Origin of the sequence: Paenibacillus sp. J2TS4, from assembly GCF_018403245.1 — a bacterium.
Taxonomy (GTDB): domain Bacteria; phylum Bacillota; class Bacilli; order Paenibacillales; family NBRC-103111; genus Paenibacillus_L.
This window is the reverse complement of record NZ_BOSH01000004.1, coordinates 302,117-327,223: the sequence shown is the minus strand read 5'-3', so window position 1 is coordinate 327,223 and position 25,107 is coordinate 302,117. Positions and strand designations below refer to the sequence as shown.

Here is a 25,107-nt window from a genome sequence, read left to right as displayed (position 1 = left end):
GAATGAAGAAAATATTTATTTCTTATTATAACGCATCCGCTGTCTTGCTCTCACCTAATCTTCAACCGGAAAGCTGCAGTGAATTAATTCATCGCATTTCTAGATTTTTTTCGTCATTTTTTCAACAAACGCTTTACATTTTATGGTATACTTTTACCTATTCCCCAAAAAAGTCGTCCTAGTTATTAGTAGCCTCCTGCGCCATTCACTTGATTTTAACATTTTAAACTAGGCAGGTGATGAAGATGTTACTCGCTTACATGCTTCGCCTTCTTGTTGCCGGAATATGCGGAGCTCTCATTGGCTATGAGAGAAAAAACCGGATGAAAGATGCGGGAATACGGACTCATTTTATGGTATCGGTAGGTGCTGCTTTGATGATTCTCGTCTCCAAATACGGATTTCAGGATCAGATCGGTTGGGCTAATTTAAGCCTCGATCCGTCCCGTATTGCTGCTCAAGTCGTAAGTGGAGTCAGTTTTTTGGGGGCCGGAATGATCTTTCTACAGCGCCAAACGGTCAAGAGCTTGACAACCGCAGCCGGTATCTGGGCCACTTCCGGCATCGGGATGGCTATTGGAGCAGGGCTGTATTGGGTTGGAGTCAGTGTAACCGTCCTGATCCTCATAGCGCAAGTGCTGCTGCATGGCCGCTTTAACTGGCTTGAGGGGCCTAAGACAGAGCAGTTGACCATCAAGATGGAGGACCAGCCGGGTGCCGTAGAGACTCTTCAGCGCGCGTTAACGGAGAAGAGCATCGCCATCCTGAACTTTCATGCAGAGAAATGGCTCCATAAGAAGGAACAGCAGCCGATGATCGAATTAGAAATGATTGTCCGGCTTCCCAGCAGTCTGAGCTCGGAACAATTAATGAGCCTGATTCAGGAAATGAACGAGGTCAAGGCTGTCGGAGTACAATGATGAAGTAACCCATAAAGTGACTCTATAACGAGGAAAAAGACCGGGCTGCACAATCTATATATGTGGCACTAAATAAAGCTATCATTCCGTTCCGAAAGGAAAGTGCCTCCGAAGCTTCAAACATCTTGTTTTGTATTCCTTCTATATGGATAGGCCTTCGGATGGTAGGAATACAAAGCCAAAACTCGCCCTGGAAGCATCTTTCTTTCTCCACTTCATGAGCTATGATATCTTTAGTGCCGGGTATATAGCGCCCCGGTCTTTTTATCTGAATCTGATTTCCTGGCCCTTCTCTCTTAACCAGCCAAAGACAGATTCTTCTGTCACTTACAGTAGGAACATGTTTTTATTTTATTGCGGGTCTGCTTCTTCTTTCTTTACTCTAAAAATAACATGCTCCAATAGAACCGCAATCGTAACCCCGACAATTAACCCGTTCCCCAACAAAAAACCGACGATCGAAGGCAGCCCTTCCCAAGCGTGTCCGGGAACAAACAGCAGCCCGATCCCGGCCAGCAAAGAGAAGCCGACCACGAACAAATCCCTCTGATCCAGCTTCAACTGCTTTAAATCTCGCAAGCCAAAGCCTAGTAGCTGCCCGAATACGGTAAAAAGAATGGCGTATCCAACCGGCTGGGGAATGGAGCTCAGCCATTGGCCCACCTTGGGAAGCAGCCCCAATACGACAAAGCCGATTGAGGCGATTAAAAAAGGCAGCCCCGAAGCGATTCGCGTAAGAGCGACCAGACTGGCCGCAGCAGTTAAAGGAACGGCCGCAATGGTACCGAATAATCCGGACAGAAGCGTTCCGACTCCTGTAATAAAAGAACCTTTATTGAGCATGGAATCGGTAGTCTTCTCCCCGGCCGACACCGCGAATACTTGAATGCTTGCAATCAAATTCGATAGCAGAATAAGCGACGTGATGACACATGTAATAACGACTCCCGTATTCCATTGGGGAGCTCCGAATGGGAAGATTTCCGGCAAGGCGACCCATGGAGTCTGCCCCTCTGGAAATCGTACCATTCCAAGGACGGCAAAAAGCAGCCAGCCCGTGCCTAGACCAATCAGGATCGCCATGCTCTGAATAATTCCTTTAGCCTTCATCATTAATCCGACCGTAATCGAAATTAATAGCAGGGATAACAAGACGATCTTCGGAAGAACATGCTCGCTTCCTTCATACCCGATACCGAGAATGCCTTCCACTAATGATTTGGACACCTGCATGGCCAATAAAATAAGAAAAGTGCCGGTAATGATCGGAGTAAACAGCGCCCTTAACCGATGAAGAAGCCGGAACAAAGCGATCAGTATAAACACCAGGGAGCTCACTATCAGACCCATCTGCAGCTCGGCCAGCAATGTCTCCGTCGTTCCTCCGAGCTGGGCATTCATTGTAATTAATACAAGGAAGACCCCCCACCACATTCCGGCAGGTCCTTCAATGATTGGAAGCCGATGACCGAACAGAACCTGAAGCCCTCCGATTAAGCCGCAAAGAAATAAGGTTCGGCTTGTGAAGAGTGCAATCTCTTCTCCTCCCAGACCCAACGTCTGTCCAAGTACAATAGGTACCGTGACGAAATTGGCCAGCATAAAGATAAACCACTGAATAGCGGACAACCATAAAACTGTCCCTTGGGGACGATCATTCAGCCGATAGAGCAGAGCTTGACTATCGGAATTGTTCATTACTGCTCTCCCCTTCCCTTGCCGATCCAATAGAAAACAGCACCTAAAGGAAAGATGAACCTCCTTCAAGTGCTGTCAGGCTTTAACGTTAGACCTGTCAATCGCTGCAGTTTTCAGGATCTTCTACTTTAGCCTGATCCAACTCAATCTTCTCGGAAACGGTGTCTTTGACAATACCCATTACCAATTGGAGCAAGTAATTAATATCATGTTGACTTTGCTGGAATTCACTGACGATTGGAATTTGGTCGAGCTCATTCTGCAAGGTCTCAATTTCCTCTTCGATTTTTTTAACCATGTCCGGGTTGCGGAACGTTTTTTCGAAGGCGACGGCCTCTTTTTGCTTCTTTTTAATTTGTTTAATCAACCCTTGCACATGATCGTTGTTGCGAATTTGCATTTCCGCTTTCCTATAATATTGAACTTCAGTCGAAGTGGAGATCAGCCCGGCAAGCTCTTTTGCCTTCTCCATAATATCGTCGCGTATGATCAAATCTTTAGTATCAAACTGATACATTCCATTTTTTAAGATCCGAGCCTTTGTGCTCATCGATTTCATCCCCTGTTCTTTATAAATGAAGGGCTATTGTTGTATTGCAGGTTTAGATAGCCGTCTGGACGGAATCGGGCACCAGTTCGCCCTTGACCAGCCAAGTTTGTGTCTCGGTTACTTGAACATGAACCCGCTTGCCGACCAACTCTTTACTTCCTGTAAAGTGGACCAGCTTGTTAGTCCGCGTCCGAGCAGAGAGGACATCCGGATTCGTCTTGCTTTCCCCTTCGACCAGCACTTCGACCACTTGACCAAGCAGCTTATCGTTACTCTTCTTGCTCAGCTCTGTTATCAATTCATTCAACCGGTACAACCGTTCCTTCTTGACCGCTTCCGGAACATTATCCTCCATAGCAGCGGCCGGAGTTCCTTCCCGCGGCGAGTAGATGAATGTAAAGGCGGAATCGTACCCCACCTCTTTAACAAGAGACATCGTCTCCTCGAACTGCTCATCCGTCTCTCCCGGGAAACCGACAATAATATCGGTCGTCAGAACGACATCCGGAATGGCTTTCCTTATTTTGTGCACTAATTCCAGATACCGCTCACGGTTATATTTACGGCTCATTTTTTTCAATATTTGGGAGCTTCCCGATTGAACCGGAAGATGGATATGCTCCATCAGATTCCCTTTTTTACTCAGCACTTCGATTAAATAATCGTCAAAATCCCGCGGATGGGAAGTCGTAAAGCGAACTCTAGGGATATCGATTTTGTGAATGTCGTTCATTAAATCTCCGAATTGATACTCGATATCTTCAAAATCTTTGCCATACGCATTCACATTCTGACCAAGCAGCGTAATCTCCTGGAATCCGCGCCGAGCTAAATCGCGAACCTCCGCAAGCACGTCCTGCGGTCTTCGACTCCGTTCTTTCCCGCGTGTATACGGTACGATGCAATACGTACAGAATTTATCGCAGCCGTACATAATGTTAACCCATGCGCGAAGTCCTTCGCGTCTCTTCGGAAGGTTCTCAATAATATCTCCTTCCTTGGACCATACCTCGACAACCATCTCCTTGCTGAAATAAGCTTCCTGAAGCAGCTGCGGGAGACGGTGAATGTTATGGGTCCCGAAGATGATATCGACAAACGGATGCTTCTTCATGATCCGGTTAACGACCGCTTCCTCCTGGGACATGCAGCCACAAACTCCGAGAAGCAGCGACGGCTTCTCCGCCTTCAAGGATTTAAGATGTCCTAATTCTCCGAACACCTTGTCCTCCGCATTCTCGCGAATGGCGCAAGTATTGAGCAGGATGACGTCTGCTTCCATCTTATCGTCCGTAGACTGGAAGCCCATCAAATCAAGCATTCCTTTCATCGTCTCGGTATCATGCTCATTCATCTGACATCCGTAAGTACGGATCATATAAAATTTGCCTTCCCCCAAGCCCTTTAACGATTCCGGAATGGAAAAGTCGTAATGAACCCGGATGTCTTCCTTTCCGCGTTTCTTCGCATCCTTCAAAGAGGGGGGCTGAAAGTATATGGAATAATCCTTGTCGGCTACCTTGGGATTGTTATTCATTCTGCAGCTCTTCCTCTCGTCAAAATCATAGTCAACCCATTATACCATTGTACCGTAAGGAAAGACAAAAATGGAATACCTTTTCCGGATTGTTTGAATAACTTTCAACATATTGGACCCGTCGGGTGATCCAATAATCCATGCGGCCCGAGTTTGGAAAACCGAATAAACGCAATTTAAAAAGACCTATGATACGCTGATCGTATCATAGGTCGGTTGCAGACCGTTTACTTGAACTCGGCAAGAAGCTTGGCAAAATCGTCTTCGCTTATTTTAATATCCTGATGAGCCAACGGCTCTTCTCTAAATCCGGTTACCATTTCCGCGTAGCTTTTCTTGCTCGTATCTTGATAGATCAGACCGGTCAACATTCCGTTCGTCTCCATCAGCTTCATCATCGCCAACGCCCGGTTGGAAGGATCGTAGTCAGGCAGCCCGTCGATATCAACAATATTTTCTTTAAACCAATCATAGGTATTAATTTTGTTGAAAGTGACGCAGGGGCTGAACACATTGATGAATGAGAAGCCTTTATGATTAATCGCCTGCTCGATTAACGAGGTTAGCTGCTTCAGATTACTGGAGAACGATTGCGCTACGAATGTCGCTCCTGCAGCCAGAGCAAGCTCTAATGGAGCCAGAGCCGTCTCGATAGCCCCATGAGGAGCTCCCTTCGTCTTAAAGCCTTCCGCGCTTCGTGGAGAAGGTTGTCCTTTGGTCAAGCCATAAATCTGGTTATCCATAACGATGTAGGTAATATCGATGTTGCGACGAATCGCATGAATCGTATGACCCATTCCAATCGCAAAGCCGTCTCCGTCTCCGCCAGCCGTTACAACGGTGAGATCCCGGTTGGCCATCTTCAACCCTTGGGCAATCGGCAGCGATCTGCCGTGTGTACCGTGAAAGCCGTAGGCATTAATATACCCGGAAATTCGTCCGGAGCACCCGATACCGGATACGACCGCTAACTGCTCAGGCTCCAAGCCGACATTAGCCGCAGCTCTCTGAATAGAAGCTTGAACAGAGAAATCACCGCATCCCGGACACCAGTTTGGCTTGACGTTGTTACGAAAATCTTTTAGTGTTGCCATGCGATCAGCCCCTTGCATTCTTTATGAATTTCCGATGGAAGGAACGGATTTCCATTATATTTCAACAAGTTGTGGATCTTATCGGCAGAACCGAGATGAAGCTTGATCAACGACGCTAATTGTCCAGTAGCGTTGTTCTCCACAACGACAATTTTTTTCGCTTTTTCAATATGCGGCTTCAGTTCATCAACCGGGAAAGGATGCAGCAGACGAACGGTCAAATGATTCGTCTTGATCCCATCGGCAGCCAATCTGCTGCGGGCTTCGTCGATCGTTCCGCCAGTCGAGCCGATACCAATAATAACCATATCGGCATCCTCATGGGGTGCGTCGACGTGGATGGGATGATCCACCTGAATATTTTTCAATTTGGCCATCCGCTTTTCCATCATTTGTTTCCGGTTAACCGGGCTTTCCGATGGACGCCCGGACTCGTCATGCTCTACTCCGGTCACATGATGGATTCCGTTCTTGACTCCTGGCAGGACACGGGGAGAAATGCCGTCTTCCGCGAATTCGTAACGTTTGAATAAGGAACCGTCCCCGCGTTCGGTAACTTCCTTCAGCAATTGCCCGCGGTCGATTACAATCTTATTATAATCGAGCGGCTCAGCGGATTGCTTGCCCAGACTGAGCTGCAAATCCGTCATGACAATGACCGGACACTGGTATTTCTCGGCAAGATTGAAGGCTTGGATCATATCGTAGAAGCATTCTTCAACCGTGCTGGGAGCAATGACAATCTTCGGAATTTCTCCGTGAGTTCCGTAAATCATCGCGTTAATATCGCTTTGCTCCTGCTTCGTCGGCAAGCCGGTGGATGGGCCGCCACGCTGCGTATCTACAACTACTACCGGGGTCTCGGTCATTCCGGCCAGCCCGATTGCTTCCATCATGAGGGACAGACCCGGTCCGGCGGAGGCAGTCATGGAACGCACGCCGCCATAGCTCGCGCCGATGGCCATAGACACCGCTGCGATCTCATCCTCCGTCTGGATGACAGTTCCGCCAAATTTAGGCAGCGCCTTGATTAAATATTCCATAATCTCGGAAGCCGGGGTGATCGGATAAGCTGGCATAAAGCGGCAGCCTGCAGCCAGTGCGCCTAAAGCGATGGCGTCATTGCCGATCATGAACAGCTTCTGCTTGCCATCCGCAGGGGCAAGCTGGAATTCGCTTAACGGTCCACCTGCTTGATCGAGAATAAAATCGGCTCCGCGCTTAACGGCCTCGAGGTTCTTCTCGACGACGGCAGCTCCCTTGCGGCCGAATTCCTCTTCTACCGCCTTGTTAAATACATCGAGCGGAAGACCCAGCAAAGCCCAGGACGCTCCAGACGCAACCATATTCTTCATAAGCGAAGTGCCCAGCTCTTCGGCGATGGCTGTGATCGGAACAGCAAATAAACGCGCAGAGACTCCATCCGGCACGTTCGGGTTGAACTTGGCATCAGCCACCACAACCCCGTTCGGGCGAAGTTCCGCAGCGTTTAGATCAATGCTTTCCTGGTCGAATGCGACCAAAATATCGAGATCATCCGAAATAGCGCGAATCGGCTTCGTACTGATCCGAATTTTATTATTCGTATGGCCGCCTTTAATTCGCGAGGAAAAGTGACGGTACCCGTACAAATAATAGCCCAGGCGGTTCAATGCGGTAGAGAAGATCCGGTCAGTACTCTCCACACCCTCGCCCTGCTGTCCCCCAATCTTCCAAGACAATTGTTCAATCACAAGGTCCACCCCTTTTTAGCTGTTCACTATATCGACACATATTACCTATAAAAAAAATCACTATTCAGTGATAAAAAAAATTTGTAGTGCGCTCATCCAAATTTTATGACTTTACTAGCTAAAAAGCAAGTGTTCAAGCTTAAAAGATAGATAGTATTTTTAGATCGTATGCATATCAATATTAGATTGATCGTATTTACTGTTCATTCTCATGTTTTTTTACGCTTCAGGAAGGTTTTGGAGTAAATAGGAGTTCCAATTTCCGAACAAAAAGCGTTCCGCCTGCTCATTTGTATACCGCTTATGCAGCTCATCCGCGAGCCGGCTGTAGTGTGCCGGATGCTCCAGCCCGGGAATTTTATCATCCATTCCGTCGAAGTCCGAGCCAAAGCCAATTCTTTCCTCGCCTCCAAGCGAGCAAATATGATCAATATGCAGAAGAAGATCCTTGATTTGCGGTTCCTCCGGACGGACAAAAGCCGGTACAAAAGTAATCCCTATCCGACCTTTTTTCTGAATGATCGCCCGAATCTGGTCATCCTTCAGATTTCTGCGATGCGCGCAAATTTGATAAGCATTGGAATGGGAAGCGATAAAAGGGCGCGGCGACAGCTCGCATAGCTCCCAAAAACCTTTTTCCGACAAATGAGAAACATCTAGTACTATCCCCAATCGATCGCACTCTTGAACAAAGGCCTTCCCTCGGAGAGTGAAGCCTCCTAGTCTTGGTTCTCCTACTCCATCTGCAGCCCAATTAGCATGGTTCCAGGTTATGCCGATGCTTCTTACTCCCAAGTCATAGGCCGTTCGCAGGTGGCTTATATTAGCGGCGAGACCTTCTACCCCTTCCAGCGTCAGCATAACTCCCAGCTTGCCCTCTGCCAATGAAGTCGACAGGTCTTCGCGATTTCGCACCACATGTACCTGCGGACAGGCTGCGATTCTGGTACGGAACAAATCGATGCAAGCCAGTACATGCTCGAACGAATAGTATCGGGGATCATCGGGAAGGTAAATCGCGAACCATTGGAGGACGACCCCTGCTTTTTTCAGACGGCTGTATGAAACATCCGCTTCCCCATCCCCTTGCTCGAATTGTACCTTGGGATTTCTAAACATTTGATATAGCAAATCACAATGAGTATCAATAATTTTCATTCTTTCACACCTTTCCCGAATCTATATACTAAGAATATAAATTCCGTTATGCAGCTACAAAAAAACCTGTTTACTTGTGTAAACAGGCATAGGGAATCTATCACTTCACTGGTCCGTTAACAGAGGGAAGTTCCTCATCTTGGCTCGACAATAAGTTTAATGGCTGTACGGTCTTCGCCATCAATGACAATATCAGTAAAAGCTGGAATACAAATCAAATCCACTCCACTGGGCGCAACAAATCCTCTTGCGATAGCCACGGCTTTAATGGCCTGGTTCAAAGCTCCCGCCCCGATAGCTTGCAGTTCAGCGGCTCCGCGTTCGCGAAGTACCCCGGCCAGCGCTCCGGCAACGGAATTTGGATTGGATTTTGCTGAAACTTTTAATACTTCCATGAAAAGTACCTCCTCAGGAATGATGGATTGATTCCAGTACCCATCTTATTCGAGAATCCAACTAAAAATTCCTGCTAAAGGAGGAGAGAAATTTCGAAATATAATGAATCGTTAGACTATTCCATTATAAATTGATCTTCATAGCTGCGAATAAGCTCTATTCGTTGAGACAAGCCGCTTTGCGGATGCAGCTCGATAAAGACGGCATGAAAGTGCCATTTGCCCTCATCCACATTAAAGCGGACGGGAAGCTGAGTCCTGAACTTTTGCAGAACTGCTGATCTCTCCATACCCAGAATACCATCCCGTGGACCGACCATCCCGACGTCAGTAATATAGGCCGTTCCCAGCGGCAATATTCGTTCATCGTGGCTTTGCACGTGTGTATGAGTGCCCACGACCGCAGATACTTTCCCATCCAGATGCCACCCCATCGCTATTTTTTCGGAGGTCGCTTCCGCATGAAAGTCTACAAGAATATGTTTGGTCTTCTTGGTTATCTGCTTAACGAGCACTTCGGCTTTGGCAAAAGGACAGTCCAGAGGAGGCAGGAAGGTCCGGCCTTGAAGATTGATGATGGCCAGCTCTTTTCCTTCTGACTTTAACACTGCCGCCCCCCTTCCGGGTGTTCCTTCCGGGAAATTAGCCGGTCTGACCATACGGGATTCCTCATCGATAAAATCAAAAATGTCTTTATTATCCCACGTATGATTGCCCATCGTTATTCCGTGTATTCCCTGCTCGAACAAATCTTTGGCTATTTGCTTCGTAATGCCTCTGCCGGCTGCCGCATTCTCTCCGTTGGCTATAATAAAGTCCGGACTCCACTTCTTTTTTATTATCGGCAGCATTTCCTTGACCGCCTTGCGTCCAACGGAACCGACGATATCTCCTATAAAGACGACTTTGATAACAATCCCTCCCCGTATCAAGTAGTATAATATGCAAAAAGTGGCTGTATTAGCCACTTTTTGCTGTGCCATATTATTTGGCGTATTCCACGGCCCTCGTCTCGCGAATGACCGTAACTTTAATATGTCCCGGGTAATCGAGTTCATTTTCGATTTTCTTCGTAATGTCTCTGGCCAGACGGAACGCTTCTGTATCGTCCACCTTCTCCGGCTGTACCATAACCCGGATTTCACGGCCCGCTTGAATGGCGTATGATTTCTCTACCCCTTCAAACGACTCCGATATTTCCTCCAATTTCTCCAAACGTTTAATATACGTTTCGAGCGTCTCTCTTCTTGCCCCTGGTCTGGCTGCGGACAATGCGTCAGCCGCACCGACCAGCATCGCAATAACCGAGGTGGCTTCACAATCTCCATGGTGCGATGCAATGCTGTTGATAACCACGGGATGCTCTTTGTACTTTTTACCAATTTCCACGCCAATCTCTACGTGGGAGCCTTCGACTTCATGATCCAAAGCTTTACCAATATCATGAAGCAAGCCGGCCCGTTTCGCCAAAGTTACGTCTTCTCCTAATTCTCCTGCCATTAGACCTGCCAAATAAGCAACTTCCATGGAATGCTTAAGCACATTCTGTCCATAGCTTGTTCTAAATTTCAAGCGTCCCAAAATTTTAATTAAATCAGGGTGCAGACCGTGAACTCCTGTCTCGAATGTCGCCTGTTCTCCGTATTCCCGGATGCGGTCATCCACTTCCTTACGGGATTTCTCCACCATCTCCTCAATACGAGCAGGATGGATACGGCCGTCAGCGACCAGCTTTTCCAAAGCGGCTCTTGCAATTTCTCTACGGATCGGATCGAATCCGGACAGAATGACCGCTTCTGGAGTATCGTCGATAATCAAGTCGATTCCAGTCAGAGTCTCCAGGGCGCGAATATTTCTTCCTTCACGACCGATGATTCTTCCCTTCATCTCCTCATTCGGAAGAGTGACTACGGATACGGTAGTTTCCGCTACATGATCGGCCGCACAGCGCTGAATGGCAAGCGTAATGATCTCTCTGGCCTTCTTGTCCCCTTCTTCCTTGGCTTGATGCTCAATATCCTTAATCAACTGAGCCGTTTCATGACGAACCTCTTGCTCCACTCCGGACAGGATGATCGTTCTGGCTTCATCCATCGTTAGATTGGATATCCGTTCCAGTTCAGTTACTTGATCTTTGTACAGCTGATCAATTTGAGCCTGCGTCTCATCGATCCGCTTCTCTTTGCCAGTGATCTGTTCCTCTTTACGTTCCAGAGATTCCAGCTTTTTATCCAAAGATTCTTCTTTTTGCAGTAATCGTCTTTCCTGGCGAGTTGTTTCGTTTCTGCGATCGCGAATTTCTTTTTCCGCTTCTTGACGCAGCTTGTGAATCTCGTCCTTAGCTTCCAGAATCGATTCTTTCTTCTGCGCTTCTACTTCTTTTTTAGCATTCTCAATGATCTGTTGGGCTGCGTGTTCAGCACTCGAAATCTTAGCTTCAGCGAGAGATTTGCGGATAAAGTAGCCAATCCCAACGCCCAGAAGAAGTCCAACAACGAGTGAGAGCACGGCCCAGATGATCCAAGAGTCGTTCATCTTGTTCACCTCCTCGTTGATTCCTCCAAGGGATTAGCTTGGGGTGAATTCTCATTCGGTTTTTTAACCATAGCTTCATTTCGTTAATAGCGCCCAATCATCCTTGCTGAGAATTGTTACCGTTTTAACCTAAAGAAGCTTCAAGAAAGATCAGGATGACGGGTTTGAATTTGACACAAACACGAATGTTGTGGAAATTCAATCACATTCTTTGGCAGTGATCCAGTAAAATTGGCGGGTTTACCTTCCCATTTCTTGATTATATACAAAATCAAGATAAATAGAAAAATATACATCATTATTTTATCTTTTGCAAAGAAAGCTTGTCAAGCAAGTAGGACGTTCTTGTCCCAAGTATATACTGGAACTTGCAAGCCGGGATAGATCTTATAATGTGCCCTAACAACGTTCTTTTTTAGTTAATGTCATTAATTATTAATAATATTAATATTCATCTAATTCCTCTTCCTCCAAGGCTTCACGGACATCTACTTGATTCAACGCTTTCTTAACAACAGACGAAGAAAACCCTCTTCTTAGCAAATAAGCCGTTACTTTTCTTCTTTTATCCAATCGGGCTCCTTTAGTCTGTCTCCATTTTTTTTCCGCCAGTTGAAGAGCGCCTCCCCACTCCGCCTCGCTGTCCAGCCCCGCTAAAGCCGTTTCTATCTTGTCTTTGCTAATTCCTTTTTGCTGCAACTCATGCCGCACCCATCTTATTCCTTTTTTTTGCAACCGAACTCTATGATCTGCCCACATTTGCGCAAATTGCAGATCATTGACATAGCCCTGTTCCTTCAATTTAGCCGTTACAGCATCGGCCGTCCGGACGTCATACCCTTTGGTCGCAAGCTTTTCCTTCACTTCCTTGATGGAGTGCGGTCTTCGGCCGATCATTCGAATGGAATAAAGGTAGGCTTGATGGTATTCATCCTCTTGTATGATTTGCTGAATTTGTTCGGTATCGAGAACAGAGCCTTTAAGCAATCTATATTTGACCACCAGATCTTCATGGGCCGCAAAAGCGTATTCCCCGTCCACATATATATTATAACGCGGATGTCTTCTTTGTTTCTCCACCTGCGTAATAGTCGATTTGACGTCCTTCATTCGGATCTCCTTATTTATTCTGCAATGATTTTCTAACATGAGAAAAACTCCTATCGGAGTCCTTCGAGGATGAGCGACCGCGTTTAAATGTTGTTTTTATCGCCAAATAGAATTTGATGGGATTCAGGAAGCAGATACTTGTAAATTCTATGTGTGGAAAAAAGGACCGCACCTTTCAAAAGAGCAAGGTGCGGTAGGAATCGATTAATTTTCAAGTGTTAATTCAAAGTCTTCGTCATCCTCTTCCTCTTCGGAAGAGATAACGGGACCTAAGTTGCTGGAATCGCGAATTTTCTTTTCGATCGTCTCCGCAATCTGCGGATTATCGCGTAAGTATTGCTTCGCATTCTCCCGTCCTTGTCCAAGACGCTCATTCTCGTATGAATACCACGCGCCGCTCTTGTCAATAATATCCATCTCTGTCCCAATGTCAATGATGCTGCCCTCCCGGGAAATGCCCTCGCCGTACATAATATCAATGTCCGCTTGTTTAAATGGAGGAGCCACTTTATTCTTCACAACTTTAATTCGGGTCCGGTTACCGATCATATCATTGCCCTGCTTTAACGTTTCTACGCGACGCACATCCAGCCGGATCGTCGAATAGAACTTCAGAGCTCTTCCTCCGGGAGTGACCTCCGGATTGCCAAACATAACGCCGACCTTCTCCCGAAGCTGGTTAATAAAGATCGCAATAACTTTGGATTTATTGATAGCACCGGAAAGCTTCCGCAATGCCTGGGACATCAGCCTCGCTTGGAGTCCGACATGGGAATCTCCCATTTCCCCTTCGATCTCCGCCTTCGGCACTAATGCAGCTACCGAGTCGATAACGATGATATCCACCGCTCCGCTGCGAACCAACGCTTCAGCAATCTCCAGCCCTTGCTCTCCCGTATCCGGTTGAGAAAGAAGCAATTCGTCAATATTAATTCCCAGCTTCTTCGCATACTGGGGATCCAGAGCGTGCTCCGCATCGATAAAGGCAGCTTGTCCGCCAATCTTCTGCACTTCAGCAATAGCGTGCAGGGCTACGGTCGTCTTACCAGACGATTCAGGTCCGTACACTTCGATAATTCTTCCTCTTGGGAAACCGCCTATTCCTAAAGCAAGGTCCAAAGCGAGTGATCCGCTGGGAACAGTCTCCACCTGCATATGAGTCGATTCTCCCAGCTTCATGATGGAGCCCTTACCGAACATCTTCTCTATATTTCGCAATGCCATGTCTAACGCTGCACGCCGATCTGACAATCCAATCACTTCCTTCTGTTAATATAGTTCTATGATACCTCTTTTTGGTCTCTCTGCCAAGTAGTTTTTCGAACATACATTCGTTTTTTTTATTTTACACCGAGCCTGCACACTCTTCTCTAATAGAGTTACTATATGCACTATTATTCTTTAATACCGACATGCTTCTATTGTTCCGTTTTCCAAAGATACCCAAGGGGGGCATCACAATAAGCTTTTTACGAAAGCTAGTTCTTCACTCCCTTCACTGCAGTATTTTCTCCCTTGGCGGGCTATGGAAGCAAATCTGCTAGAAACAAAAAACGCAGCAAAAGAAAAGGTCCTTTTGCTGCGGTGCTTCCGCCCGATTATTAAAATCTATCTACTATAATATCAACCTGCTTCAGGAAAATCAAGGAAACTCTGAAAGATCTGGCCGTTTAATGGTCGCCGCGAGCTAAACTCGAGACAACAGAACATCGCTGATACAGACTTCCCAATTAAGATCTAAGCTTTTTCCAAAGCTGATAGAAGGCCGTTTTGGCCGCCCTTAATTTGATCATCTCGCGGTTGCCTGAATAGCGAGCCTTAATGACTTCAACCGGCTTGCCACGTTCAGCCAAACCGATGAAGACAAGCCCCAGTTGTCCTTCTGGAGCTCCCGGTCCGGCATAACCCGTTACAGACAGCGCATAATCGGTGTCCATCAGCTCCAGCACGCTGCAGGCCATCTGTTCTGCCGTCTCTTGGCTAACCGCTCCGGGGGCATCCGGCCCTTCCAGTAAACGGGCAGGAACCTTGAGAACCGATTGCTTGACCTCATTGGTATAGCTGACAACGCCCCCTTTGAATACGGTGGAGCTGTCGGGAACCGACGTGATCAAATCGCCGATCAAACCGCCTGTGCAGCTCTCCGCCGCAGACAAAGTTAGCCCTTGCTCCTTCAGAAGCTCATAAATGACTTGTTCGATCGGCTTGTCCTCCGTGGCATACAAATATGAACCCAGTCGGCGGCGAATTTCATCCTCTACCGGTCCAAACCTCGAGCCCGCTTCCTCCTGCGATTCTGCCCGCGTAGTGAGGCGAATCGTCACTTCTCCCTCTTTGGCGTATGGGGCAATCGTCGGGTCCTGCTGAGACTCGATCAGATCGAGGAGCTCTTTCTCCAGCGAAGATTCGCCGATTCCGGCAAATTTCAGCATTTTGGAGTGGAGGCCTCCGCCTCCGGTTGTCATCCTGGAGATCCATTCGGTGCCATAAGTATCGAACATCAGCTTCATCTCTCTCGGAGGTCCGGGAAGAAGCATATAATGAACACCCTCATGAGACAGCGCCACGCCTACCGCCAATCCGTTATCATTGTTCAGAGGGTCGCTTCCTTCCAGCATTAACGCTTGCCTCGCATTGCTTTCTGCCATTTCCTGCCCTCGTTGTTGGAACATCGACTCAATTTTCTCCAGCGACGGTTCGTGCATGACCAATTTTTGTCCGACATAAGCAGCCAGTACATCTTTAGTCAAGTCATCCTTCGTTGGGCCCAAACCACCGGTGCAGATAATGAAATCCGCTCTGTTTTTCGCCGTATCCAATGCTTGCCGCAACCGTTCCTCGTTATCACCGACCACCGTTTGAAAATATACATCAATCCCAAGGCTCGCGCATTGCTGTGATAAATATTGGGCATTCGTATTGACAATTTGTCCCAGCAGCAGTTCCGTCCCAACCGCGATAATTTCTGCTTTCATCTTATTCCTCCCGGCGGCTCTAAATGTTCATGCACTTCCTGAGAAACCATCACTTCTCCGATGATATTTCCAGTACTCGCTTATTTCGGATAAAGTAATGAATTCCTGAATAGATGGTGAGAATAGCCGCTACCCAACTGGCAATAACATCAAACGGAAATCCAATAAACGTAAACGGGAAATTATTGACCAGAAGCGCGATAATGGCCGTAATTTGCACCCCTGTCTTCCACTTGCCCCATTTGTCCGCCGCTACGACCTGCCCCTGAAGAGCGGCTATTTGCCGTAAGCCCGTTACCGCAAATTCCCGGCTTATAATAACGATTGCGATCCAGGCATCCAGCTTGCCCATCTCGACAAGGGAGACAAGAACAGCGGAAACCAACAGTTTGTCCGCTAGCGGATCAAGCAATTTTCCCAGGTTGGTGACCAGCTTTCTTTTGCGCGCAATATAACCGTCCAGACTATCCGTGCTCGCAGCTATAATAAAGATCAGAACAGCGATGATCTGATTATACGTTATGCTGAACGATTCAATCTGAATCTCCGGCAATCTGAGATTGACCAGCAGAAAGAAGACAATAATCGGGACTAGAAAAATCCTAGCCAGAGTTATTCGGTTGGCCAGGTTCATGCAATAGCCTCCCCGGATAAATCGTATTCCAATGAATGGGAAATGCGAACCTTCGTGAGCTCTCCGATTTCAGCCCGGCAGTTGCTAACAAATACTTCTCCATCGATTTCCGGAGCGTCATATTGGGAGCGGCCGATATATACGTCATTACGTCCGTCATAGCGTTCAATCAGAACGTCCAGCTCCTGTCCTATCCGTCTGCCATTCCGGAGGTTGGAAATTTGTCTCTGGATTTCCATTAACGTATTTGCTCTATATTCCTTCACATCGTCCGGCAGCTGATCGGGCAATCTGGAAGCCGGTGTATCGTCCTCCATGGAATAAGTAAAGACTCCGAGCCGATCAAACTCGACCTCTTTAATGAATTCCACCAGATTGGCAAAATCCTCTTCTGTTTCTCCCGGAAACCCTACGATAATGGACGTGCGCAGAGCTACATCCGGCATCCGCTCCCGAATTTTGCGAATGAGCTCGCGAGAATCCTTCTGTCTGCCCGGCCTTCTCATTCGCTTCAATATTCTATCCTCACTATGCTGCAGGGGCAGATCAATATATTTGCAAATTTTCGGATTGGAAGCGATCGTCTCTATCAATTCATCTGTAAAGAATCCCGGATATGCGTAATGGAGCCGCACCCACTCGATCCCCGGCACTTCGCTTACCTTATTCAACAGCTCGGGCAGCATAAATTGCTCGTACAGATCCGTACCATAATTAGTCGAGTCCTGGGCGATCAGGCTAATTTCCTTAACTCCTTGTTCCGCCAGTTGAGTCACTTCCGCAATAATCGATTCCATGCTCCGACTGCGGAATTTGCCGCGCATGATCGGAATGCTGCAGAAAGTACATGCATTGTCACAGCCTTCAGCGATTTTGACATAAGCGGTATAGCGCGGAGTGCCGACGCGTCGCGGCAAAATCCTTTCATAGTTAAACACCGGATTCCCCACCATAACCGGCTTTTTCCCTGCAAGCGCTTCATCGACAATATCATTAATATTAACAAAATCCCCTGTACCGACAATCCCGTCGATTTCCGGCATTTCCTGCATCAATTCTTCTTTATAACGCTGGGTCAAGCATCCGGATACGACTAAAGCCTTCAAATTAGCAGTATGCTTCAACTCGGCCATATCCAATATCGTATTGACCGATTCTTCCTTAGCCGCATCGATAAAACCACATGTGTTGACAATGATTACTGTAGCTTCCTCTTTATCCTCAACAAGAGAATAGCCTCTTTCATGGATAAGTCCGGACATAATCTCGGAATCCACCATATTTTTCTCACAGCCAAGCGTGACCACCATTACTTTCTCAGACATTAATAGGCCCCCAGTACTTATCCTTATCCTCAAACAAGTATAATATATTGTATTTTCCAGTGTCAAAAAGGCATGAGGCCGCCACTTGGGCAGCCCGCAGCCGTTAGCGGAAGTTGACGAATTGCAGATCCAGCGGAAGCTCCGCCTGCTTGAGCAGCTGAATAACCTTTTGCAGATCATCTTTATTCTTGCCGGATACTCTGATCTGGTCTCCTTGAATCTGGCTGCTTACTTTCAGTTTGGAGTCTTTAATCAGCGTGTTAATTTTCTTCGCCATCGGCTGATCGATTCCTTGCTTCAGATCCAGAGTCTGCCGGACCGTGCTTTGAGCAGCCGGCTCTACCTTCCCATACTCTACGTTTTTTAGAGAAATTCCCCTTTTTGCCATTTTTGACTGAAGAATGTCAATAACCGCCTGAAGCTTAAACTCATCATCTGAAATGATAATTAATTGATTTTTGTCCAGCTCCAAGCTGCTCTTGCTTCCTTTAAAATCAAACCGATTGGCCAGTTCCCTCTCCGTTTGATTAATGGCATTGTTCAATTCCTGCATATCCATTTTTGAAGTAACGTCAAAAGAATGTTCCGATGCCACGGACGTTCACCCTTTCTTCCTCTATGTTTATCCTTAATTATAGCAACATTTGGTTTTGAACAAAACCCCGGCTTCCCCGGCGGCGGGTCAGATGAAGAAAAAACCGTTGGCTGGGCCCAAAATCATAGCCCCCCGGACCCGGCCTGGAATCTGCCAGCCAACCCACAAAGAAAAGTCCTTGCAGTCGCAAGGACGATAATAAATGGCACTTAAGACAGCTACGGCAATAACCTAGAGTTCATCCGCAGTGTCCGTATCCGATTGAGCAAATTCGAATTGAAACCGTTTAGGGTTCGGCTTGTCTCCCACGTTGATAGAAACCCCGTTAACTTTAAGCTCCACCGCGTTGGGGGCGCCCAATGTCATAAAGACAGGCTCCGTGAGCTCCCAGCTTTTGCTGGCCCCATTCTCGAAATTGCCTTGATCCACCGATACCTTATCCGGCAAGGAATCCAGGCCGACCCAGCATTTTTTACCGGTTACCGTTAGCTCTACATTGATTTTATCCGTACCGTTAATTTGATAAAAATCTACGCCATTCTCGCTTTTGACCAGCTCGACGGCCGGCTGCGGCGTCGGAGTGGGAGAAGGCGTCGCCGTTGGTTGAACCGTACCTGCCGAAGGGGTAGATGTGGCATTTGGGTTATTAATCTCCGAGGATTGACGGTCTGTAATTTTATGACGGCCCGGCTCCTCCAGATCACTCCCTGCAACATGATATTTGTTTACAAAAAACCATATCAGAAAAAGGATCAGGATCAGAAAGGCCCACAGCATGATGCCGGTCACCCATTTTCCCCACCCATCGCCTGTCTTTGTAGCCACCCTGCTTCGGGTTACTTGTTCTACCGCTGTGTCCGGATCGGTCGCGGGAAGAACGTTGCGATAGAGCTGCAATAGTTCGTTAGGATCCAATCCTACCGCTTCCGCGTAAGTTTTAATGAAGGCGCGGACATAGAAATTACCTGGAAGCACCTTGTAATTCCCTTCTTCAATCGCTTCCAAATATCTCTTTCGGATCTTGGTCGTCTCCTGCAAGTCATCCAAAGAAATTCCTTTTTCGATTCTTTGCTTTTTCAATAGTTGACCCAGTTCGTGCACACATTCACCTCCTGACTGTACGATGCTTTCATATAAAATCGCCATACCCGGAGGTAAGGGCGTCATAGCTGATTTCTTCAGCCGGATCGTGTCTTAGCTCTATAATGACATTAAATAAGTCATAATTATAAGGAGTTTCTCTAATGAAAATATCGGGGTGTTCAATCACTTTCGTAGATTCCATGGCCATAATTTCCTGAACAAGCAGCCGGTGCTGATCGTTGGCGCGCATGGACGAAACGATGCCGTCAATAATAAATACGTTGTTCGGATTCATTTCATCCATCGATAATTGCTGCCTTACCGTTTGCTTGAGAAGAGTAGAAGAAACAAAGGTCCAGCGCTTATTTGAACAAACGCTTCCAGCAATGACGGATTCGGTTTTGCCCACTCTCGGCATCCCTCTCAAGCCAATGACCTGATTGCCGTCGCGTTTAAAAATTTCACCGAGAAAATCGACCAGAAGCCCCAGCTCCTCCCGTGTAAATCGGAACGTTTTTTTGTCATCCGAATCTCTCTCGGGGTATCTTCCATGTCTTACGGCAAGAATGTCGACGAGCTTAGGCTTGCGAAGAGCGTTTATAGTAATATTGTCGACCTTTTCTAACATTTTACCCATAACTTCTATCTTCTCATCGTCATTCGTCTGCAGGAGCATGCCTCGAGTCCGGTCCTCGACGCCATTAATGGTTAAAATATTGATTTCAAGCATCCCCATTAATGAGGCAATATCACCAAGCAAACCGGTTCGGTTTTTATGTATTTTGTATTCCATGTACCACTGTTTCATTTGCAAAACCGATCACCTGCCTTTGCTCTACTCCACAACGAAAGACGGTACAACGATACTTCTAAAGAAGTGCTGAAAAGTGACTTTATAAACTCTTCCTTGAAGCAGCTTGTTCACAAAAACCGCTGTTAAATAATTGTCGGGCAAAATCCTACAAATTTCGCTAAAAACGCTTTCCGCCCAAAAATTATGTTAAAAATGGTCACATACTATCAGTATACCACGGTTATAAGAGAAAAACCTCCAAAAAGGAGGCATTTTTTGCTTTTATTAAGACTGTTTTACCCACTTCATCATCAAGCTGGCAATGACTCTCTGCTCGTTAGCGTCGGCCACATCCCAAAGTTCCTTGAGCAGCCGCTCTTCCATGTTCTGCGGATCAATTTTATCAGCCAGAAAGCCTCCGATTTGGTACGCGAGATTGGAAATCGTCTCCTCGCTCATTCCCGCTTTTTCCGCTTCTTTGACACGATTCGACAAAAATTCTTTCCACTTTTCAAATGATTTTAATACCGTTGTCTCCACGTGGAATTCCTCCTTGGGTTATGAATTAACAGTCGTAATATTTGCATTATTGCCGACAAATATACGTCTCCCAAAGATTTTATCGTTCTTAAGTAATCCATCCGCCATTGGGACTGATCACTTGGCCGCTGATATAACCTGATTCGGGAAGAGCCAAAAAATAAACAAGCGAAGCGATTTCGTCAGGCTCGCCAAATCGTCCGGCAGGAATTTCATTCTTGATCGCCGCTTTCTCCTCTTCGTTAAACTGGGCCATCATATCCGTATGAACTACTCCCGGCGCCACAGCGTTAACGGTTATCCCCGATGGGGCCAGTTCCTTGGCCAACGCTTTGGTCAAAGCGTTGATCCCTCCTTTGGCCGTTGAATAGACGACTTCGCAGGAAGCACCGGAAATCCCCCAGACCGACGATACATTGATTATCCGGCCGTATTTAAGCCGGACCATTTCTTCCATAAAGACTTGTGTGCACAGAAAGGTTCCTTTCAGATTGACGTTCATTACGTCATCCCATTCCGACTCCGTGACATCGGAGAACAGACCATAATGGGCAATGCCGGCGTTGTTCACCAATATTTCCGGAAGCATCCCATGCTTTTCGAGCTTCTCTCGCATACGAATCAGCTGTTCCCTGGAGCGAAGATCCGCTGTGACCGTTATAACATTGGCTCCATAGGCCAGACAGCGCCTCGCTACTTGATTGGCTTCTTCGTGAGACTGCCTGTAATGAACTACGATGTTCATCCCTTCCCGGGCGAAGCGCTCCGCTATAGCGGCTCCGATGCCCCGGCTCGCCCCGGTAATTAGAACCGTTTGCTGTGGAAAAGGCTTCAGCGTCATCCCCGCTCTTTTCTGACGATCGAAACCGCCATACGGTCCCATTGAAAATGATCGGCTAGCCGCTGATTAACCTCTTCGAGCGTCATTTCCTCATATATTGGCAAAATGGAGAAGAAATCGCTGCCCATAAACAGGTAGGCGGTAAATTGATTGGCCATAGCTTCCGGGGAATTCAGCATCCGCAAATATCCGCCAATTTTCTTCTTGCGGCTTCTTTCAAAATCTTCCTTGGAAATCCCTTCCTTCAGGACACCCTTTAGCAATTGCTCCACTCTTTGCAGCAGCTTGTCGGGATCCGGAGTATCGCCTCCGATCATCGAGAAGGAATATTCCGGAGTACAGTTGTAGTTGTAGCCGAAGCTGTCAGAAATTAAATTTTCATCATACAAGGTTTGATAGACCGCTGAGCTTTGACTGAATAATAAATCCATCATAACCTTGGTCACCAGCTCTTTGCGCAGCAGAGCAGCCCCGTCCAGCGATTCGGAGGGCTCCTTGAATCCGAACATGCACTTAGGCTCGGAGACCGGTAGAATCGTCGTCTTCACATGCTCCTTAACCTCAGCCGACTCCACCGGAAAATAGCGGTGGATGCTTCCTTGGTCGGCGAATGTTTTAGCCTGTTGATTGTCCCGGACCCATTGGAAAATTTGTTCGGGATTTACACCGCCCACTATAAATAAACTCATATTGCTCGGATGATAAAACGTATGGTAGCATTCGTACAAAGTTTCTTTAGTGATCTGTGAAATCGACTGAACCGTCCCGGCGATATCAATCCGTACAGGATGAGTATGATACATCGCTTCGATTAGTCCAAAATAGACTCTCCAATCCGGATGATCCTCGTACATTTTGATTTCTTGTCCGATAATTCCTTTTTCCTTTTCCACGTTTTCATCCGTAAAATAAGGATTCTGAACGAAATTAACGAGAGTGGTCAAATTCTCCTCAATTTGGCCGGTGGCGGAAAATAAGTACACGGTCCGGTCAAAGCTGGTAAAGGCGTTGGCCGACGCCCCTTGAGAGGCGAACGTTGCAAAAATATCACCGCTCGGCTCCTCAAACATTTTATGCTCGAGAAAATGGGCGATCCCGTCCGGAACCTTGACTTCCTCCTTGCCTTCCACCCGAAAGTGATTATCAATGGAACCATACCGGGTTGCAAAAGTCGCATAGGTTTTCTGAAATCCGGACTTGGGAAGAACGTAAACCGTCAATCCGTTGTCCAACCGGTCTACGTATAATGTTTCATTCAACTTCTCATAACGGATCTTTTCCATCGTTTACTCTCCTTCCTCATCCCGTAAAAAATAGATGGTGTCCAATATGATTTCTTCCGCAACCTGGCGGATGGATTCAGGAGTAACCGCCTCGATAGCCTCAATCAACTCGGGAATGGTCCGTTCTTTGCCGGAAAGCACGCTATTGAAATCAAAGCCGACCATTTCGTATGCGGAATCCTGGATTTCCTTCAATTGATTAACGATCATCGCCTTGGTTTGAGCCAACTCCAGTTCGCTTATTTCCCCCTGGACCATAGCCTCTAATTGTTGACGGATGATGGCAACCGCTTTGTCATAGTTATTTAATTCAATGCCCGATTGAATGGTAATAATTCCTTTATGTCCATCCAAGCGGGAAGAAGCGTAATAAGCCAGGCTTTCCTTCTCCCTCACGTTCATAAACAGCTTGGAGTGCGGATATCCGCCTAAAACACCGTTATACATCAAGGCGGCGGCATATCTATCGTCACCGTAAGTGATGCTGCTCCTCAGTCCCATGTTAAGCTTGCCCTGGCCAACCTCCATCTTCTCGATAACGGTATTGACCTCGCGCTTATCCCCGCATGAGGCGGGTTTCATCTCATACTGCGCATTCTTGCTTCTCCCGAAATTGAACAATTCCCGAACGATCGACTCTACCTCTTGGCTGGTCGTATTTCCAACTACATACAAATCTATGGGTGAATTCTGCAGCCAGTTCTTGTAAGCGGAAAATAAAGAAGCCTCATCCAGCTTCTCCAATGCATCGAGCTGCCCAAGGGGAGAAAGCCGGTAAGGCTCGTTCTTGCACATCTCCTCTATACATCGTTCCGAGGCGTAGCGGATCTTATCATTAATGATCGACTGAATTTTTTTACGAAGCGTTTGTTTCTCAGACTCCACGTATTTTCTGACGAAATGGCCATTCTCTAGTGCCGGTCGAGAGATGACCTCGCCCAAAAATTGCAGAGCTTCCCGCAAAAGAGATTCCGGACCGGAGACATACTGATCTTCAATCATGTCCATTCGGAACTGAACCATCTGATAGTCTCCACGTTTGTAAATATCGAAGCCAAAGCCGGCGCCATATAAATCATCCAGCCGTTCGCGAAAACGCTTGGTTTCAGGGTAAGACTCCGTTCCCCTTCTCAGGACAAACGGGATCAAGGCTGTAGAAGTTACAGTTTCCTCTTGAAGCGGTGTTCCTATATAGGCACTGATCGCATAGGTTTTAAAGCGGTCGGTGGGCAGGACATGCAGACGAATGGAATGAATGTCACTGCGCTCAAAGGTTGAAAGGCTCACTCCAACAAGCTCCCTTCTGTTGCATACTCGTAACCATATTATTCTGGTATGCGCTAAGTTTATTCCATTATATCCCTATAGAATGAGAAGAAGCAACCGAAGCCGGCTGCTTCCTCAGAGGCCTTCCAGAAGTCCTCCATTTGATTCCAACCTATCGGTTATTTACAGAAAATATGTTTACCGATGGTCTTAACCTGCGGGCGTGTCCAAATCCATGCTGAGGTGGCTGTCTCCGGATTGAAGTAATATTCGCAGCCTCCTGACGGATCCCAGCCGTTGATGGCGTCCAACACCGCTTTTTTGGCGGTCTCGTTAGGCTGCAGCCAAATTTGGCCGTCAGCTACCGCTGTAAAGGCTCCCGGTTGGAAAATGACTCCCGAAATCGTATTCGGGAAGCTTGCAGATTTCAACCGATTGAGGATGACTGCGGCTACAGCAACCTGCCCAACATAGGGCTCGCCCCGGGCCTCCCCGTATACCGCGTTAGCCATCAGCTTCAAATCGTTGTCAGACAGCCCGCCGTGCGAGGAGGGCGGCAAATTGGCCGCCGGTGGGGCGGCACCGCCACCTCCTCCGCCGGGAGCCGGCTGAGGAGCCGACGGCTTCCAGCTTTTGGTCGCTTTCCACAGCATCAGCTTAGTTTTCGGACCGACAAGCCCGTCCACCTTTAAGCCGAAATCCCCCTGAAACCATTTAACGGCCTTTAACGTTTGATAACCAAAATCCCCATCAATATTACCGTGGTAAAAGCCGAGAAACTTTAATCTGCCCTGCAGTTCATATACGTCGTCACCGGTACTGCCCTGGTGGACTAGATTCTCGCTGAACACTTCCGTGGTCTTGTCTTCTTTAAGTTGCATCGTTAAGAAAAAGGCCACGAGAATAAAGCAGGTGATAAAGATAAGCCGTTTATTCATTCTTATACTCAACCTTTCTTCATGGTGTGAAGTCCAAGTTGAAGTTATTATTTGAAAGGTTTCCAGCTTCTATACAAAGATCCTGTCTCCGATCCAAAAGATGA

Annotated in this window: 23 protein-coding genes; 1 reads left to right on the top strand and 22 read right to left on the bottom strand. The window is 47.2% G+C overall.

The window, feature by feature from the left end:
- The first annotated feature begins 245 nt into the window (after positions 1-245).
- The gene (locus tag KJS69_RS11700) at positions 246-920 is read left to right on the top strand and encodes an MgtC/SapB family protein (protein ID WP_213583938.1); all 675 of its coding nucleotides are present in this window, start codon (positions 246-248) and stop codon (positions 918-920) included.
- Positions 921-1,271: 351 nt separating this feature from the next.
- On the opposite strand, the gene KJS69_RS11695 is transcribed toward KJS69_RS11700, so the two are convergent.
- From KJS69_RS11695 to sleB, 22 genes are all read right to left on the bottom strand, one after another.
- Positions 1,272-2,618, bottom strand: coding sequence for a purine/pyrimidine permease (locus KJS69_RS11695; RefSeq protein WP_213583937.1), 1,347 nt, complete (start codon positions 2,616-2,618; stop codon positions 1,272-1,274).
- A 97-nt stretch (positions 2,619-2,715) separates the two neighbouring features.
- Positions 2,716-3,168: a YlbF family regulator gene (locus KJS69_RS11690; RefSeq protein WP_213583936.1), complete on the bottom strand. Its 453-nt coding sequence runs from the start codon at positions 3,166-3,168 to the stop codon at positions 2,716-2,718.
- Positions 3,169-3,220: 52 nt separating this feature from the next.
- Positions 3,221-4,705 (bottom strand): tRNA (N6-isopentenyl adenosine(37)-C2)-methylthiotransferase MiaB, encoded by a 1,485-nt coding sequence (miaB, locus tag KJS69_RS11685; protein ID WP_213583935.1) that lies wholly within the window; start codon positions 4,703-4,705, stop codon positions 3,221-3,223.
- A gap of 227 nt (positions 4,706-4,932) precedes the next feature.
- The gene (locus tag KJS69_RS11680; RefSeq protein WP_213583934.1) at positions 4,933-5,799 is read right to left on the bottom strand and encodes a 2-oxoacid:ferredoxin oxidoreductase subunit beta; all 867 of its coding nucleotides are present in this window, start codon (positions 5,797-5,799) and stop codon (positions 4,933-4,935) included.
- Positions 5,787-7,532, bottom strand: a complete 1,746-nt coding sequence (locus KJS69_RS11675; RefSeq protein WP_213583933.1) for a 2-oxoacid:acceptor oxidoreductase subunit alpha — start codon at positions 7,530-7,532, stop codon at positions 5,787-5,789. The genes KJS69_RS11680 and KJS69_RS11675 overlap by 13 nt, the downstream gene beginning before the upstream one ends.
- A 219-nt stretch (positions 7,533-7,751) precedes the next feature.
- Entirely contained in the window at positions 7,752-8,690 is a 939-nt protein-coding gene (locus tag KJS69_RS11670; RefSeq protein ID WP_213583932.1) for a dipeptidase, read from the bottom strand.
- A 134-nt stretch (positions 8,691-8,824) separates the two neighbouring features.
- Positions 8,825-9,085 (bottom strand): stage V sporulation protein S, encoded by a 261-nt coding sequence (locus KJS69_RS11665; RefSeq protein WP_006286829.1) that lies wholly within the window; start codon positions 9,083-9,085, stop codon positions 8,825-8,827.
- A gap of 116 nt (positions 9,086-9,201) precedes the next feature.
- Entirely contained in the window at positions 9,202-9,996 is a 795-nt protein-coding gene (locus KJS69_RS11660) for a TIGR00282 family metallophosphoesterase (RefSeq protein WP_213584094.1), read from the bottom strand.
- 73 nt (positions 9,997-10,069) lie between these two features.
- Complete coding sequence (rny, locus tag KJS69_RS11655; protein ID WP_249730472.1) at positions 10,070-11,620, bottom strand: ribonuclease Y; 1,551 nt, start codon at positions 11,618-11,620, stop codon at positions 10,070-10,072.
- 444 nt (positions 11,621-12,064) lie between these two features.
- Positions 12,065-12,730, bottom strand: a complete 666-nt coding sequence (locus KJS69_RS11650; RefSeq protein ID WP_213583931.1) for a regulatory protein RecX — start codon at positions 12,728-12,730, stop codon at positions 12,065-12,067.
- A 204-nt stretch (positions 12,731-12,934) separates the two neighbouring features.
- Positions 12,935-13,981, bottom strand: coding sequence for a recombinase RecA (gene recA, locus KJS69_RS11645; RefSeq protein WP_213583930.1), 1,047 nt, complete (start codon positions 13,979-13,981; stop codon positions 12,935-12,937).
- A gap of 479 nt (positions 13,982-14,460) precedes the next feature.
- The gene (locus KJS69_RS11640) at positions 14,461-15,705 is read right to left on the bottom strand and encodes a competence/damage-inducible protein A (RefSeq protein WP_213583929.1); all 1,245 of its coding nucleotides are present in this window, start codon (positions 15,703-15,705) and stop codon (positions 14,461-14,463) included.
- A gap of 49 nt (positions 15,706-15,754) precedes the next feature.
- Complete coding sequence (pgsA, locus tag KJS69_RS11635) at positions 15,755-16,339, bottom strand: CDP-diacylglycerol--glycerol-3-phosphate 3-phosphatidyltransferase (protein ID WP_213583928.1); 585 nt, start codon at positions 16,337-16,339, stop codon at positions 15,755-15,757.
- Positions 16,336-17,664: a 30S ribosomal protein S12 methylthiotransferase RimO gene (rimO, locus tag KJS69_RS11630; protein ID WP_213583927.1), complete on the bottom strand. Its 1,329-nt coding sequence runs from the start codon at positions 17,662-17,664 to the stop codon at positions 16,336-16,338. The genes pgsA and rimO overlap by 4 nt, the downstream gene beginning before the upstream one ends.
- Before the next feature lie 103 nt (positions 17,665-17,767).
- Positions 17,768-18,259: a YajQ family cyclic di-GMP-binding protein gene (locus KJS69_RS11625; protein WP_213583926.1), complete on the bottom strand. Its 492-nt coding sequence runs from the start codon at positions 18,257-18,259 to the stop codon at positions 17,768-17,770.
- 231 nt (positions 18,260-18,490) lie between these two features.
- Positions 18,491-19,360 carry a helix-turn-helix domain-containing protein gene (locus KJS69_RS11620; protein WP_213583925.1) on the bottom strand — a complete coding sequence of 290 codons (870 nt, stop codon included), beginning with the start codon at positions 19,358-19,360 and terminating at the stop codon, positions 18,491-18,493.
- 28 nt (positions 19,361-19,388) lie between these two features.
- On the bottom strand, positions 19,389-20,156 hold the full coding sequence (locus tag KJS69_RS11615; protein WP_249730471.1) for a DUF3388 domain-containing protein: 768 nt from the start codon (positions 20,154-20,156) through the stop codon (positions 19,389-19,391).
- 264 nt (positions 20,157-20,420) lie between these two features.
- Positions 20,421-20,675, bottom strand: coding sequence for a DUF3243 domain-containing protein (locus KJS69_RS11610; RefSeq protein WP_213583923.1), 255 nt, complete (start codon positions 20,673-20,675; stop codon positions 20,421-20,423).
- A gap of 88 nt (positions 20,676-20,763) precedes the next feature.
- The gene (gene ymfI, locus KJS69_RS11605; protein ID WP_213583922.1) at positions 20,764-21,516 is read right to left on the bottom strand and encodes an elongation factor P 5-aminopentanone reductase; all 753 of its coding nucleotides are present in this window, start codon (positions 21,514-21,516) and stop codon (positions 20,764-20,766) included.
- A complete protein-coding gene (yfmH, locus tag KJS69_RS11600) occupies positions 21,513-22,799 on the bottom strand; it encodes an EF-P 5-aminopentanol modification-associated protein YfmH (RefSeq protein ID WP_213583921.1) in 1,287 nt (428 codons plus the stop codon). Before yfmH ends, ymfI begins: the two co-directional genes overlap by 4 nt.
- 3 nt (positions 22,800-22,802) lie before the next feature.
- Entirely contained in the window at positions 22,803-24,086 is a 1,284-nt protein-coding gene (yfmF, locus tag KJS69_RS11595; RefSeq protein ID WP_213583920.1) for an EF-P 5-aminopentanol modification-associated protein YfmF, read from the bottom strand.
- Positions 24,087-24,244: 158 nt separating this feature from the next.
- Complete coding sequence (gene sleB / locus KJS69_RS11590; protein ID WP_213583919.1) at positions 24,245-25,003, bottom strand: spore cortex-lytic enzyme; 759 nt, start codon at positions 25,001-25,003, stop codon at positions 24,245-24,247.
- Positions 25,004-25,107: the final 104 nt, after the last annotated feature.